Annotated in this window: 14 protein-coding genes; 2 read left to right on the top strand and 12 right to left on the bottom strand. The window is 37.4% G+C overall.

Going from position 1 to position 14,028, the window contains the following annotated elements; genetic code table 11:
• Positions 1-77 precede the first annotated feature (77 nt).
• The 11 genes from celB to HMPREF1654_RS01380 all read right to left on the bottom strand — a co-directional run bounded on the left by celB (position 78) and on the right by HMPREF1654_RS01380 (position 10,546).
• Positions 78-1,421 (bottom strand): PTS cellobiose transporter subunit IIC, encoded by a 1,344-nt coding sequence (gene celB / locus HMPREF1654_RS01430; RefSeq protein WP_004233785.1) that lies wholly within the window; start codon positions 1,419-1,421, stop codon positions 78-80.
• A gap of 39 nt (positions 1,422-1,460) precedes the next feature.
• On the bottom strand, positions 1,461-1,967 hold the full coding sequence (locus tag HMPREF1654_RS01425) for a hypothetical protein (RefSeq protein ID WP_014829609.1): 507 nt from the start codon (positions 1,965-1,967) through the stop codon (positions 1,461-1,463).
• Positions 1,968-1,989: 22 nt separating this feature from the next.
• A complete protein-coding gene (locus tag HMPREF1654_RS01420) occupies positions 1,990-2,307 on the bottom strand; it encodes a PTS cellobiose transporter subunit IIA (protein ID WP_003073299.1) in 318 nt (105 codons plus the stop codon).
• Positions 2,308-2,319: 12 nt separating this feature from the next.
• A complete protein-coding gene (locus HMPREF1654_RS01415) occupies positions 2,320-4,311 on the bottom strand; it encodes a BglG family transcription antiterminator (RefSeq protein WP_016670357.1) in 1,992 nt (663 codons plus the stop codon).
• Between the two features lie 55 nt (positions 4,312-4,366).
• Complete coding sequence (locus HMPREF1654_RS01410) at positions 4,367-4,681, bottom strand: PTS cellobiose transporter subunit IIB (RefSeq protein WP_003073302.1); 315 nt, start codon at positions 4,679-4,681, stop codon at positions 4,367-4,369.
• A gap of 115 nt (positions 4,682-4,796) precedes the next feature.
• Complete coding sequence (locus tag HMPREF1654_RS01405; protein ID WP_004233846.1) at positions 4,797-5,036, bottom strand: SemiSWEET transporter; 240 nt, start codon at positions 5,034-5,036, stop codon at positions 4,797-4,799.
• A 95-nt stretch (positions 5,037-5,131) separates the two neighbouring features.
• The gene (locus HMPREF1654_RS01400; protein ID WP_003037516.1) at positions 5,132-5,371 is read right to left on the bottom strand and encodes a hypothetical protein; all 240 of its coding nucleotides are present in this window, start codon (positions 5,369-5,371) and stop codon (positions 5,132-5,134) included.
• A gap of 13 nt (positions 5,372-5,384) precedes the next feature.
• A complete protein-coding gene (locus HMPREF1654_RS01395; RefSeq protein ID WP_004234034.1) occupies positions 5,385-6,821 on the bottom strand; it encodes a 6-phospho-beta-glucosidase in 1,437 nt (478 codons plus the stop codon).
• Between the two features lie 294 nt (positions 6,822-7,115).
• Complete coding sequence (locus HMPREF1654_RS01390) at positions 7,116-8,285, bottom strand: MFS transporter (protein ID WP_004233724.1); 1,170 nt, start codon at positions 8,283-8,285, stop codon at positions 7,116-7,118.
• Positions 8,286-8,363: 78 nt separating this feature from the next.
• Positions 8,364-9,722, bottom strand: a complete 1,359-nt coding sequence (locus HMPREF1654_RS01385; protein WP_004233897.1) for a DUF1958 domain-containing protein — start codon at positions 9,720-9,722, stop codon at positions 8,364-8,366.
• A gap of 116 nt (positions 9,723-9,838) precedes the next feature.
• The gene (locus HMPREF1654_RS01380; RefSeq protein WP_004233862.1) at positions 9,839-10,546 is read right to left on the bottom strand and encodes a glucosamine-6-phosphate deaminase; all 708 of its coding nucleotides are present in this window, start codon (positions 10,544-10,546) and stop codon (positions 9,839-9,841) included.
• Positions 10,547-10,852: 306 nt separating this feature from the next.
• Here HMPREF1654_RS01380 and queA point away from each other — a divergent pair, with 306 nt between their 5' ends.
• Both queA and HMPREF1654_RS01370 read left to right on the top strand, forming a co-directional pair.
• Positions 10,853-11,881 carry a tRNA preQ1(34) S-adenosylmethionine ribosyltransferase-isomerase QueA gene (gene queA / locus HMPREF1654_RS01375; RefSeq protein ID WP_004234046.1) on the top strand — a complete coding sequence of 343 codons (1,029 nt, stop codon included), beginning with the start codon at positions 10,853-10,855 and terminating at the stop codon, positions 11,879-11,881.
• A gap of 10 nt (positions 11,882-11,891) precedes the next feature.
• Positions 11,892-12,365, top strand: a complete 474-nt coding sequence (locus tag HMPREF1654_RS01370) for an arginine repressor (RefSeq protein ID WP_004233837.1) — start codon at positions 11,892-11,894, stop codon at positions 12,363-12,365.
• Positions 12,366-12,673: 308 nt separating this feature from the next.
• On the opposite strand, the gene HMPREF1654_RS01365 is transcribed toward HMPREF1654_RS01370, so the two are convergent.
• A complete protein-coding gene (locus HMPREF1654_RS01365) occupies positions 12,674-14,014 on the bottom strand; it encodes a dipeptidase (protein ID WP_004233887.1) in 1,341 nt (446 codons plus the stop codon).
• Positions 14,015-14,028: the final 14 nt, after the last annotated feature.

The following is a 14,028-nucleotide window of genomic DNA, read 5'->3' as shown; positions in this document are numbered from 1 at the left end:
TCCTTTTACTGAAATTATTCGCAAAAAAGAGAAACTTCCGAAAAAGTTTCTCAAATCTTTTATAAAGGGAAACAAATTTATTGAATCGCTTCAGCACTGTTCATTTCTTCTTTGTACAACTTAGTATCATACATCTTAATAAATGGATACCAAATTACAAAGGCAGCCAGAGCACAGATAAGTGCAACTACAAAGGCACCAATATTACCACCTGAACCAACGTAAGCTCCAATACCAATAGGTGTTGGCCATGGTGTTTGGGCAATCGCTTTACCAGCTAGTCCAAGTTGAACAGACCAGTAACCAATCGAAGCAGAGACGATTGGAGCCAAAATAAACGGAATGGTCAACATTGGATTATACACAATTGGTAGACCAAAGATAAGGGGTTCGTTGATGTTGAAAATAGCTGGACCCATAGCTGCTTTTCCAAGCATACGTAATTGATCTGACTTCGCACGGAAAGCAATATAGAAGCAAAGCAATAAGGTCGCACCAGAACCACCGATTGTTACATAAGAGTTGGTAAATTCACCTGCATAAGCAATGAATTTGCCGTCAACGTTTTGTACCATATTAGCAAGCAAGATTGGACTAACCAGTCCCATAACGATATTAGCACCGTGAATACCGACAATCCAAAGAGCATGAACCAATAAGTAAATCACAACGATACCTAGCCATGTATTAGTGATATGGCTAACAAAGGCAAACGGAATTGCAATAACTTTATAAATATCTGTACCAAATAGGATAAAGATACCGTTAATGAAGAGTACTGCAAATGCAATGACAAAGCCTGGAATAAGAGCTGTAAATGAACGAGCAACTCCTTCTGGAACAGCTTCTGGCATCTTGATGACCCAATTCTTCTTCACACAAAGGCGATACAATTGCACAGCAAGAATTGACATCAAAATTGCAGTAAACATACCTGATGTAGATAGACGTGTCAAACTATCTCCACCAATAGTCCAGCCGCCAATTGTTGTTTTTCCTGTAACAGCTGAAATCATTCCTTTTGAATACGTTAATTCAGGAATAGTCAAAAAGTAAGCAAATACTGCTAACAAACCACCGTTAAGTGGATTGAGGTTAAGCCCTTCTTCTTCAACGTAGATCTTTGTGTATTCATATCCAATAACAACGGCAAAATAGAGAGACAAAATTCCCATTGTACATTTATAAGCTAACAAGTAGAGAGCTTGAATCTTATCAAAGGAATTTCCCCACAAATCAACAATAAACTGAATATTAAAGGCCTGCGGTATAACACTAAGGACCAAGAAGGCAGAACCTACGATTGTGAAGGGGATACTGGCCATTCCAGCAGCGACAATAGCACGCACTGGGCGCCATGTTGAAACTTTCCCCATTGGTCCCATGAGGTATTTTTCTAGAAATTCAAACAGTTTATTCATAATATATCCTCCTATGATGTTTGAAATATACTTTATAAACTAACGTTGAACAGTTGCAATATATTCTTGAATACGCTTATATTGCTTATCTGTATGGTGATGAATCCGACTTAATTTTCTTAACATAAGAATAGCTAAAAGGAACCCCAAGGAAAGTATAACCGTTAAAACGCTTATAGTGGTTGTACTAATCGAGAAAAATGGGAAGAGGAGATGATACTGTCCCACAAAAACAATTATCAGCAACAAAACATTTGCTAAAATAGAAACATTGTAAAAGAACCGCGTTAATATCGCTTCTTTTTGATGAATAGTATACATTCTTGTTTGTTCCCACATTGCCAACGTCGCGAGAACTGCTAGCAACAAGGGCAATAGCAAAACCAAACCAGCCTTTGAAAGATACAACATTAATACCCAATAAAGATTGACAAAGAAGAAAAATGTTGTTGCATAACGGACTGAAAAGTAGCGCGTATAATACATATTTTTTATTGCTGCTTCTTTTCGTCTTACTTCCAATTCTTGTTTCTCTTTTTCAGTCATGTTTTCCCCTTTCATTCCTTTTTTACTTTTCAATCTTCCGATAAAGGTTGAGCATTTCAAGTGCTACCTCACGCAAGGTCATAGTTGTCATCAAATGATCCTGAGCATGCACCATGATAATTTCAATTTTGATTTCCGTTCCACTTGCGTATTCTTGTAGCAAATTTGTTTGTGCATGATGAGCTTCCAATAGCTCTGCATTGGCAGCTTCTAACTTTTCAGCCGCTTCATCATAATGCCCTTCGCGCATATCTGCAAATGCTTCATGAACTGTTGTTCTTGCTGAACCACTATGCAGGATAATTTCAAAAGCTGCAACTTGTAATTCTTCCTGATTCATAGATAATCTCCTTTACTTTATGTTCAAAAATAATGCTTTAAATTCTGTAAACGACTGACAACGCAATATCTTTGCTTGCAAGTCAGATTGCTCTAACAAGTCAACAATTTTTGATGTTAACGTTGCCATTTCTTCATTTCCATAAATGGAAGGAGAAGGAAGAAAAATGAGTTGAATTTTAGAACTTTCGTCATTCCACCGCACGCCATTTTTCACAATAGCAACACCAATTTTATGATTTTTTGCAATGGGCTTAATTGGATGAGGCACCGCAACTTGTTCCGAAAAAACGACTGAACTCATCAGTTCACGTTGCTTGATTAATTTTTGCATGTGTGTGACAAAATCCTTGTCTTCTCCTCGCTCCATTTTTGTTAATAACTCTTGCAAAACTTGTTCTTTTGTCACATCTTGCGTTAGAATAAAACAAGATGGAGAAAAATATTCATCAAAAATCCTTTCACTATCTTTATCAAATGTTATCATCGCTTTAACTGGCAAACAGGTTCCAATCGGCTTTAACTTAGCTATTTTTTGCTTCATGTATTTCAAGTCCTCAGTATTTAAAAAGATACTAACAGTGAAAACGGGAACACTAAAGACTAAGTTTGACAAATCAATCGATGAAATAATAAAATCAATGCCTTTCAAACGTTCATCATCCAACTCATAATAACCAATCACATCCACAATGTGAACTAAATTTCCTAACTCATTATCAATCCGATTTTTTAGCATTTGTGCCGATCCATAACCTGTAGCACAAATGACTAAAATATTAAACTTTTGCTTTTCCTTTAATCGCTCTAAAGCAGCCATAAAATGTAGTGCTACATAAGCCACTTCATCATCTGATAAATTTTCCTTAGAAAAGATTGGCATTTCCTGCAAAATTTCTCTTGTCATCTTCAAAACAGCTGGTGCTTGCTGTTGAATATCCTTCAAAAGAGGATTTTCAAGTCTCACATGATTTTGCAAACGCACATAGAAAGTAGATAAATGAGCAACAACTCCTTCAACTAATTGAAAATCATGCTGAAATTGATAATCCTTGACATGCTCGACTTGCTCTAACGCCTCTAGTAGCTGCTTGCGAATTTCTTGATTGGTGTCTATTTTGGTATTCTGGCTTTCTTGACAAGAAGCTTTTGAAATCAAATGGAGCGTGATATAGTCTACTTCTTCTTTGGGAAATTCCAGCCCAGTTGCCAAATACACTCTGTGTAAAATTTTCTCAGCAATCTTTCGTTCTGCCAGATAATTACCTTGTTCCCAGTCTTCAATCTTGCTAATTTGGAAGCCTTCTGCAATCCTTTTAAACGATAAGGCAATATGAATGACCAAATTTTGAATCACAAAATCTGACAACTTTAAGTGACCTTCACGACATTCGTCCAATACAATAATCGTCAATTCTTCTAAGCTGATTTGCAGTCCTGGAACTTCAATGTTAATGTAATTGTGCAAACTTTGAAAGAAATTACCTCGAAAAAAGTAATCCATGATAAAACGTCGTTTATTGCGTTCGCTGCCTTTTACATAAACACCACGATTGGCTTTGCTCTCGATTTGTAAATCATACTTTACCAAGTCTTGTCTGATTTTCTTGAAATCTGCTGACAAGGTTGAACGACTGACAAACAGCTCTTCTGCTAAGTCATCAAAATAAAGTTTTTCCTGCTCAAAGAGCAATTTATTTAAAATGTAATTGTAACGATCCTCTATATTTTCAGTCTTAGCAGAGTTTTGCTCTGTAAAAAATTCTGTTTTTATAAAGTTTCGATAGAGAGCTTTATCTTGAAGTTCAAGTCGATAACCATAACCTTGCTTGGCTGTAATCTTCCAGCCAGTTTCATCAGGCTTCCAATCCATCAATGATTTCAGGTAAGTTCTTATCGTACGATCAGAGCAAGAAAGCTGACTAGCTAATTCCTTACTTGTAATATAATGATCTTTATTTTCTAACAAAGATTGAAGAATCAATTTTTCTTTCTGATGTAGCAATACAGTTCTCCTTCCGCATTTATAAGAACTATTTTACCCTTTTTGAGCTGAAAATTTAAATCTTTTCCAAGATGAGGTTTGCCATTTTTTCAATTCCCATTGGAATAGGAATGTAGGCTTGCGGAGGAATTTGTACAATAGGTTTGCCGACTTTTGCTCCAGCATCCTCAAATTGCTTGAAATACATTTTTGTTTGAGGGCTAATGAGATAAAGATCAAATTCAGCAGCAGCAATGGCTTTTCCACCTTCTGTCGCACTAATAGCATCTACTTCAATGTCATGCCCTTTGCTCTTTAAAAATTCCGTTGTTTTCTTTGCCATCAAAGAAGATGACATACCTGCTGCACAGATAATCAATGCTTTAGCCATAAGATTTTCTCCTTATAAATAAAATTTATTTTATAAACTCATTATAAATGAAAACGATTACAACTTCCATCTGGTTTTTTTCCGTAGTAAAACGGAAACAGTTCCTTAGTATTTTTTACTTATATTTCAACTTATAACAGAGAATAGTTCCCGATAAAATCAACGAAATGCTATTGGCCATAATTAAAGGTAAATCATCAATCACTAAGCCATGAAACAGCCACAAAGCAATACCAACAACTTGCATCAGATACATGCCAAGCGCAATAGACTCTGTGTCCTTGGTCTTGATGACTTTGAAAACCTGGGGCAAAAAGGCAAAGGTTGTTAAAATAGCAGCAATCGTTCCAATCATATTTTCTCCCTTTCTAAAAACGAAGCTAGAAAACTCTAGCCTCGTTTCTTTCTTACTTGCTCTATTACATATGGAAAGATAAATGCATCTTCCTATTACAAAATATTTACCAGTCCTGGATATTTGGATAAGACAACTACATCTTTCTTTTCTAGATTGAAAGTAGCCATTATCAGCTCCCGAATCTTCACATCATTGATGTCACTGTCTACGACAAAACCGTCTGCATTTTTTAACTTAATGGTTAAATGCTGGGTGATAGCTGGATTGCTAGCCAAATCCGGTACTGCCACACCCTTAGAAAATTTGATGACATAGGTTATTTTTTTACTCATGATAATCTCCGATTTAGTCTACTGCTGCTCCGTTTGAAGCGATGACTTCCTTATACCAGTTAAAGGACTTCTTCGGTGAACGTTCATAACTCCCCTTGCCATCGTCATCCTTATCGACATAGATAAATCCATAGCGTTTGCGCATTTCACCCGTACCTGCTGATACTAGGTCAATACAGCCCCAAGGCGTGTAGCCCATGAGATCCACACCATCTTCTACCACGGCCTTTTTCATCTCGCGGATATGAGCACCCAGATAGTCAATCCGGTAATCATCGTGTACCATACCGTCTGCTTCCACTTGGTCAATAGCTCCAAAGCCATTTTCCACAATGAAAAGCGGCAGGTGATAATGATCCGTAAACCAATTGAGAGCATAACGCAGTCCTTCTGGGTCAATCTGCCATTCCCATTCAGAAGCCTTAACGAAGTTATTTTTAACCAAGTCTTCAGTCTCTATATAGTCGAAGGAAGGATTATTTTCCCGATGGGAGTCAATAGCAAAGGACATGTAGTAGCTAAAGCCAATATAGTCAACAGTGCCCGCCAGCAAGTCTTCCTGATCCTGCTCGCTAAAGTCCACCTTGATACCCTTTCTTTCCCAGTATTTGAGAATATGCTCAGGATATCGACCAAAGACATGGACATCTGCAAAATAATAACGCTTCTGCATGGCCTTCATAGCCATAAGAATATCCTTTGGATTACAAGTAGACGGATAAATAGGGCACATGGCAATCATACAACCGATTTGGAAGTCGGGATTGATTTCGTGACCAACCTTAACTGCTCGTGCTGAAGCTACTAACTCATAGTGAGCAGCCTGATACATGATTGCTTCGCGATCATCGCCTTCTTTATAGACAATCCCGGAGTTGGTAAAGGGGGCAAAATCTTCCTGATAATTAGCTTGGTTGTTGATTTCATTGAAAGTCATCCAGTATTTGACTTTATCCTTATAACGCTCAAAAACAACTTCTGCAAAGCGGACAAAGAAGTCAATCACCTGACGATTTTTCCAACCACCGTACTCGGTTACTAAATGATAAGGCATTTCAAAGTGAGACAAAGTAATAACAGGCTCAATACCATACTTGAGGCATTCGTCAAAAAGGTCGTCATAAAATTGCAGGCCAGCTTCATTAGGTTCTGTTTCATCTCCTTTAGGGAAAATCCGCGTCCAAGCAATAGAAGTCCGGAAACACTTGAAGCCCATCTCTGCAAAAAGAGCAATATCTCCCTTGTAACGATGATAAAAATCAATGGCCTCATGGTTAGGATAGTACTTGCCTTCTAGTATGCCCGGCGTGATTTCCCGGGGCACTCCGTGACGAGCTGCGGTCATAACATCCGCCACACTGATACCTTTTCCACCTTCCTGCCAGCCACCTTCCAGTTGATGTGCTGCAACAGCTCCACCCCAGAGAAATCCATCTTTAAAAGTTGACATATCTAAAGTCCTCCTGATTTTGATATTTTCATTATACATCTAAGAAAGCGCTTTTAAAATCTATATTTTTGCCACAATAATACGGAAAAATGATAGATTCGTATTCATAGGTAGACTTTAATAAACGGAACTTCCCTTGATTTAATATCACCTTTTACTATTAGACTATCATTTTTAGCTATCTATCGAGCTATTGATTCCATTATCTGTACATGCCTCTTTTCATTCAAACAGCAAAAGTAACAAAGTACTTAATAAAGGGGTTGGAAAAAATCCAGTCCCTTTATACTTCTCTTAACCAAACAATTTCTGATTTGACTTGTTTGGTACTTTCAAAAAGAAAGCTAAAACAAGCACTAGAACCATTACACCAGCTAAGAAAAAACTCATCATTTCATAGCCAGATTTATCAATAATATCTCCTGCAATATTTTGAATAAGAATGGTTCCTAAATTACGCGCTGTCTGCACCAAAGCAATAGCTGTGACCAAATAATTCTCATCTACTACGTTAGCAACAATCTTCAAAGTCACCATAATCAGCAACATACCTGTAGCATGCTTTGACATTAAAGTTAAGAGAATTTTGGAAGTAAGCCCCAAATCCAATCCATAAATCACATACTGTAAAAGCAAAATTCCCAAAGGAATATAGAGCAATTTTTTAATTGGAACCTTATCCATAAAAAGATAAGAAAAGAAAATCAATGGCGACTCGCAAATTACAGAAATAGCTACCACAGTTGTCGCCATATTAACACTTAAACCGCTATGCTCTAGCATAGAAGGGATATATGTATGCCCTGTATTTCCAACTCCAGAATAAAGTGCCACGATAAGAAGGTAAAACAAATATGTTTTGTTTTTGAAAATTTTCCCAATAGAAGAACCATTTTTCATTTGTGTGGCTTTTTTTGAACCTTGATTATGTTTTGGCTCAATCCCAAATACCCCAAGAATACTCACACACATCATACCGATAAACACAATAAAAATTGCTTGCGGTGAGATGAATTTATAAATCAATCCTGCTAATTGTGAGCCCATTGCATAACCAAAAGTACCCCAGATACGAATTTTCCCATAAGTATAAGGGCTTCTAGCAGCCAACACATCCATAACAGGATTGACTCCATTGACCAACATTAAAACAGCACTATACCAGACTGTCAACAATAAAAGATTATTGGCTTGCATAAAAAAGATTGCAGCGATATTAATCAGAAGAAAACTATAAATGGTCACTTTTTTAATGCCAATCTTATCATTTAAAATCCCCATGAGTGGCTGAACTATCATAGAAGAAAAGAATGAGGCAGAGACAACAAGTGACACCTGACTAGCTGAATATCCCTTATCAAGCATGTATACTGAAATTAAAGTCGAAAAAAGTGCATATGATAAAAAATAAAAGTTATACATTAAAAAATAGACAAAATAGCTATTTTGAAATTTCCTAAACATAATTTTTCCTTCCCCCTAAACAGAGTGACAAAACTCGACTGGAATCACCAATCGAGTTTTCTGTCCCATACTATATATTTAACGCTTCCGACGACGAGAAAGCCGGGTATCACTATGATCTCGTCGAATTCTTTTTTGCTTTCGTCTCATGATTTCAAAAACAATAATCAACAAAAAAATCACTATGGGAACTGCAATAAAAATATAATAATCTAAAAAGAGTTGCTTCAAACTTTTTCCGTTAGACTTTGCTATAGTACTTTGTACTGTTGATGTTGCTCTTTCCTTTACGTCTGTGACACTTTCTCCATCTGCAATGAGCGAAGAAAGTTGCTTCAGACCATTATCATTTTTCAATACTCCATTTTCCACAACTGGTTTTACTGACGCCCCTTTTTTTACAGTTGCATAGAAATCTTTTGACAGGTTATATCTTTTTCCATTGATTGTTTGTTCTCCAGCCTTGAAAATTTTTTTGTACTCATAATCAGCATAAGCTTTCTCAATCAAGGCATTACCAAATGGATGACGATAATATTCTCCGTCTTGGTCAGACCAATTCCCAACTCCCATGATAACACTAATCAAGCGTTGTTCTCCACGCTTAATCGTTGCAATGTAGTTAAAAGCTCCTTGTGGACTTGATCCTGTCTTTAAGCCATCAACCCCCTTTATAGCATATTTTGCACCAGGAAGTGAGTAATTATAGGTTTCAAAAGTTTCTTCATAAGGAGTTCCTTTTTTGACCGTCACTTTAGCTTGATTGGTATAATTTAAAATCTTTGGATAATGCTTAACAAAATTATAACCTAAAATAGCTAAATCGCGCGCTGTTGTTTGATTCGCAGCATTATTATCATAACGTTGTGGCGTGTACAAGCCTTTAAAAGAAACCGCTGCAGCCCCACTGGCATTAAACCATTTCGTATTGGTCATACCCAGCTCTTTAGCTTTTGCATTCATTCGGTCTAAAAAAGCATCTGGGTCATTGTTTGATAGATAATTAGCCAACATAACGGTTGTTGCATTGGATGAAGGAACTGCTGTCATGGTAATCAATTCAGAGACAGTATAATCTACTCCCGCCACAATTTTATTATTGGAAATTTCGTAAATATTTGCAATAGCCTGATCACGTGCTGTTGCTTTGATGATTGTATTTTCATTTAATTTTCCTTGCTGAATCGCTTCAAATACCAAATACAAGGTCATAAGTTTACTCATACTAGCTGGGTCACGAACTTCATCAATATTGTCTTGCCACAGAACATTCCCCGTATTAGCATCGACTATCAAGGATGATTTGGGACGATTGATTGGATTGACTTTTTCGTTTGGATACATCTTTTGTGCCATATCAACTAACTCGTCCGCATGAATAGAAGTTACTCCCCAACACAATGCCAAAAAACAAACAATAGCTAACAGCTTTTTCACTAGAATCCTCCTAAATTTTCACTCGGTTTCTAGTATAACATACTTTTTTTATTAAGATAACAAACTTTTTCAAAATACCAAAAAACCTACCTAAAAATTAGATAGGAAATAGATTCTTATTTTTTCAAATGACTTAAAGCTTCCTTATCTGTAATAATGACAACATCTTTATGATTTTGAAGGGCACTTCCAGGCAATTCTTCTGTAATCGGTCCTTCTACTGTTCCTGCAATTGCTTTAGCTTTTGAAGCACCATAAGCAAATAAAATAATAGATTTTGCATCAAGAATATTCCGAATCCCCATTGAGTAAGCTTGCGTCGGTACATCTTCTATTTTATCAAAGAAACGAGCATTCGCTTCAATAGTTGACTGCTCCAAATCCACTACATGAACCGTGCTATCAAAGCTCGTCCCTGGTTCATTAAACCCAATGTGACCATTTGTACCAATTCCCAAAATTTGCAGGTCAACGGGATGCTCTACCAAAATTTGGTTGTAGCGTCTGGTTTCCATTTCTACATCTTCTGCAACACCATTTGGTAAAAAGCTTTTCTTAAATGGCTTCTGATTAAATAAATGTTCTTGCATGAAATAGCGATAAGACTGAGGATTTTCCCCACTTAATCCTATGTACTCGTCTAGATTCACACTGGTTAAGTCTGACAAATCAAGGTCACTTTCAACAATTTGCTCATAAAAACTCAAAGGACTGCTTCCTGTTGCCAAACCTATCGTTTTTGCTCCTTCAGCTAATTTTTCTTTTAACAATTCAAAGGCTACTCTGCCACCGGCTGCTTGATTTTCTACTTGAATAATTCTCATCGTTGAGCTCCTTTTCTTTACTTAATTATATTATATGGTATAGACCAATTTTTGTCAAGAGAATTTGTTTCTTTTTAAAAAATCCACGCTTGTTTGCACGAAAAATCGTGCTATAATAGAAGAATGTTAATCTATTTGTTCTGTTTATTTTTCATGGGAGTTGCTTTTCTTATTACTGCACTCTTTCTCAACACCAAGCGAATGTGGTATTATCTCTTACTGATTGTAGGCATTTTTCTCGTGTGCCTACCACTTGTTGCTTGTTGTTATTCGTTATGGATTTTAGTTACAGCCTAAGGAGAATATATGAATACTGCTGATTTTGACTTTCATTTACCAGAAGAATTAATTGCACAAACCCCTTTAGAAAAGCGAGATGCCTCGCGTCTCTTGATCGTAAATCATAAAACTGGTCAAATGGAAGATACTCATTTTGATGCAATCATTGATCAATTACATCCTGGAGATGCTTTGGTCATGAATGATACGCGCGTTTTACCAGCACGCCTTCACGGTGAAAAAATTGAAACAGGTGGGCATGTTGAACTGCTACTTTTGAAAAACACTGAAGGTGATGATTGGGAAGTGCTGGCAAAGCCAGCCAAACGCTTAAAAGTTGGAGCACAAATTTCCTTTGGGGACGGTCGCTTAACAGCAACCATCTTAGAAGAATTGAAACACGGTGGACGTATCGTGCGCTTCCATTATCAAGGTATTTTCTTAGAAGTGCTTGAAAGTCTCGGTGAAATGCCTTTACCACCTTACATACACGAAAAACTAAAAGATCGTGAACGCTATCAAACAGTCTATGCTAAGGAAAATGGCTCAGCCGCTGCTCCAACTGCGGGGCTTCATTTTACAAAAGAATTACTTGCTAAGATTGAAGCAAAAGGCGTGAAATTAGTTTATCTAACCCTTCACGTCGGGCTAGGAACCTTCCGACCTGTCTCTGTAGACAATGTAGATGAACATGAAATGCACTCAGAATTTTACACTTTATCAGAAGAGGCAGCCGAAACGCTTCGACAAGTCAAGGCTAGTGGAAAACGTGTCATAGCTGTCGGAACGACTTCTATCCGTACACTAGAGACAATTGGCTCAAAGTTTAATGGAGAAATTAAAGCTGACTCCGGCTGGACCAACATTTTTATCAAACCAGGTTACGATTGGAAAGTCGTAGACGCTTTCTCTACCAATTTCCATCTGCCCAAATCAACTCTCGTTATGCTCGTTTCAGCCTTTGCAGGTCGAGAATTGGTGCTCTCCGCTTATCAACATGCCATTGATGAAAAATACCGCTTTTTCAGCTTTGGAGATGCTATGTTTATAAAATAATAGGTGAAATATGAATAAAATTGAAAGCCGTCACCGGCTAATTCGCTCACTGGTCCTAGAAAAAAAAATTCACACACAACAAGAATTACAAGATTTGCTTTCAGCAAATGGCGTGACAGTCACTCAATCTACACTTTCTCGAGATATTAAAGCGCTGAACCTAGTAAAAGTACACGAAGCTGATGTTTCTTATTACATTATTAACAGTACGGCACCTTCACGCTGGGAAAAACGGCTACGTCTTTATATGGAAGATGCTTTAATTATGCTACGCCCTGTTCAAAACCAGGTTATCATGAAAACACTTCCTGGTTTGGCACAATCATTTGGGTCCATCCTAGATGCTTTGGAATTTTCCGAAATTGTTGCAACTGTCTGCGGTGATGACGTCTGCCTTATCATCTGTGAAGACAATCAAAAAGCACAAGAATGTTTTAACAAATTAAAACAATTTGCACCCCCATTCTTTTTCAGTAAAGATTGAAAAATAAAAAGCTAACACTTACCTTTATCGACTGCACCCTAAAAGTTAGTCAAGAAATCTAACTTTTGGGGTGCTTTTCTGATGAAGTTACCTTACGAAAGAAAGAACCAATTGACAATTATCATCTACGATGCCACTACCGCCACTAGACTTATCCTTATTGAGTATATTTTTTCTCCAAACATATATAACTAAAAACTAAAAGGACTTAATCCTGTCCAATACAGAACTAAATCCTTAAAATAATTATTTGTCCAACTTTCAGAGCAGTTCGTCTCTAAGTAGTACTAGCTTTTTATTGCTTGTGATTAACTAACTTCTCCAGCTAATCGATAAATCGTTTCAGCATAAATATCCATCGCCTTATACAAATCGTCGATCACAGTTCGTTCATTCGCTTGATGTTCTGTTTGCAAAGCACCAGGGAAAAGTGCTCCAAAAGCTACACAATTTGGCATGGTACGAGCAAATGTAGCACCTCCAGAAGATACAGCAGGACTATCATCATTTGTTTTCTCTTTATAGACAGCCATTAAAGTACTAACCAATTTGCTATCAAGCGGCACATATAATGGTGTAAGATAGTCAAATTCTTCATAGCACAATTGATATTTTTCAGCAATTTGACGTAATTCCTGAACTAGTTTCCCCTTATCAGCAAGAACCGGAATCCGCATATCAATCCGAATTTCAGACTTATCTTGATCGATAGTCAGCCCAGAAACATTAAACGACAACGTTCCTGAAGGCTCATCTGAAACAGTTCCAAACAAGTTACTTCCTGTCGCATCTTCACCAACTGCTTCTGCGAGAAAGTTAAGAGTCGTATCATCCAATAAAGGCGCTAACCCTTTAGCTAAGCGAATAATCGCATTCACTCCTTCAGCAGCATCTTTTGAATGCTTAGGAATCCCAGCAACTGTTACTGAATCGGCAGTTCGTTCGTAGGCAAAAGCCTGTTTTTTCAATTCAGCTTCCAATAAATCAACCAAAGCTCCAGTATAACTGGCTTTCGCAGGAACAACATTGAAGGCTTCTCCTGCTTCAATGGTCAGTCCTTCTGAACCAGAACCGTGTAATTTAATTTGCAGCAAACCTTTTTCTGCGTAAGTTAACGGAAAAGATGAATCCGGTGCAAAGCCAAGCGTTGCTGTTTCTTCTAGCTCGTTGTAACGAGCCATACACCGCCATAGTGTTTCTTCATCTGTCCCATAGATAAAACGAATCCGCTTGTTAAATCTCACACCTGCATCCATCAATGCTTTGACTGCATAAAGCGCTGCTAGTGACGGCCCTTTGTCATCTTGCACTCCACGTCCATGTATCCAACCATCTTTAATAATTGCTTCAAATGGAGGGGTTTCCCAATCGGACAAATCTCCCGCAGGAACAACGTCTAAATGGCAGAGAACGGCCAGGAGTTCTTCTCCTTGACCGATTTCTGCATATCCGTAATATCCTTTAGGATCAAGATAAGTCTTAAAACCTAGACTTCTTGTGATTTCTAACATCTTTTCTAAGACATTTTGGATAGATTGTCCGAAAGGTGTCCCGTTTTCTCCTTCATTAAGGACTGATGGGTAGGAAACAAGCGTTTTTAACGATTTTAAATAATCAGCCTTAATTTGTTCAGTTAAAAATTCTTTCATTCAGACACCTCAAT

It is taken from the genome of Streptococcus intermedius SK54 = ATCC 27335, assembly GCF_000413475.1.
Classification (GTDB): Bacteria; Bacillota; Bacilli; order Lactobacillales; family Streptococcaceae; genus Streptococcus; species Streptococcus intermedius.
This window is presented reverse-complemented; position numbering and strand designations above follow the sequence as displayed.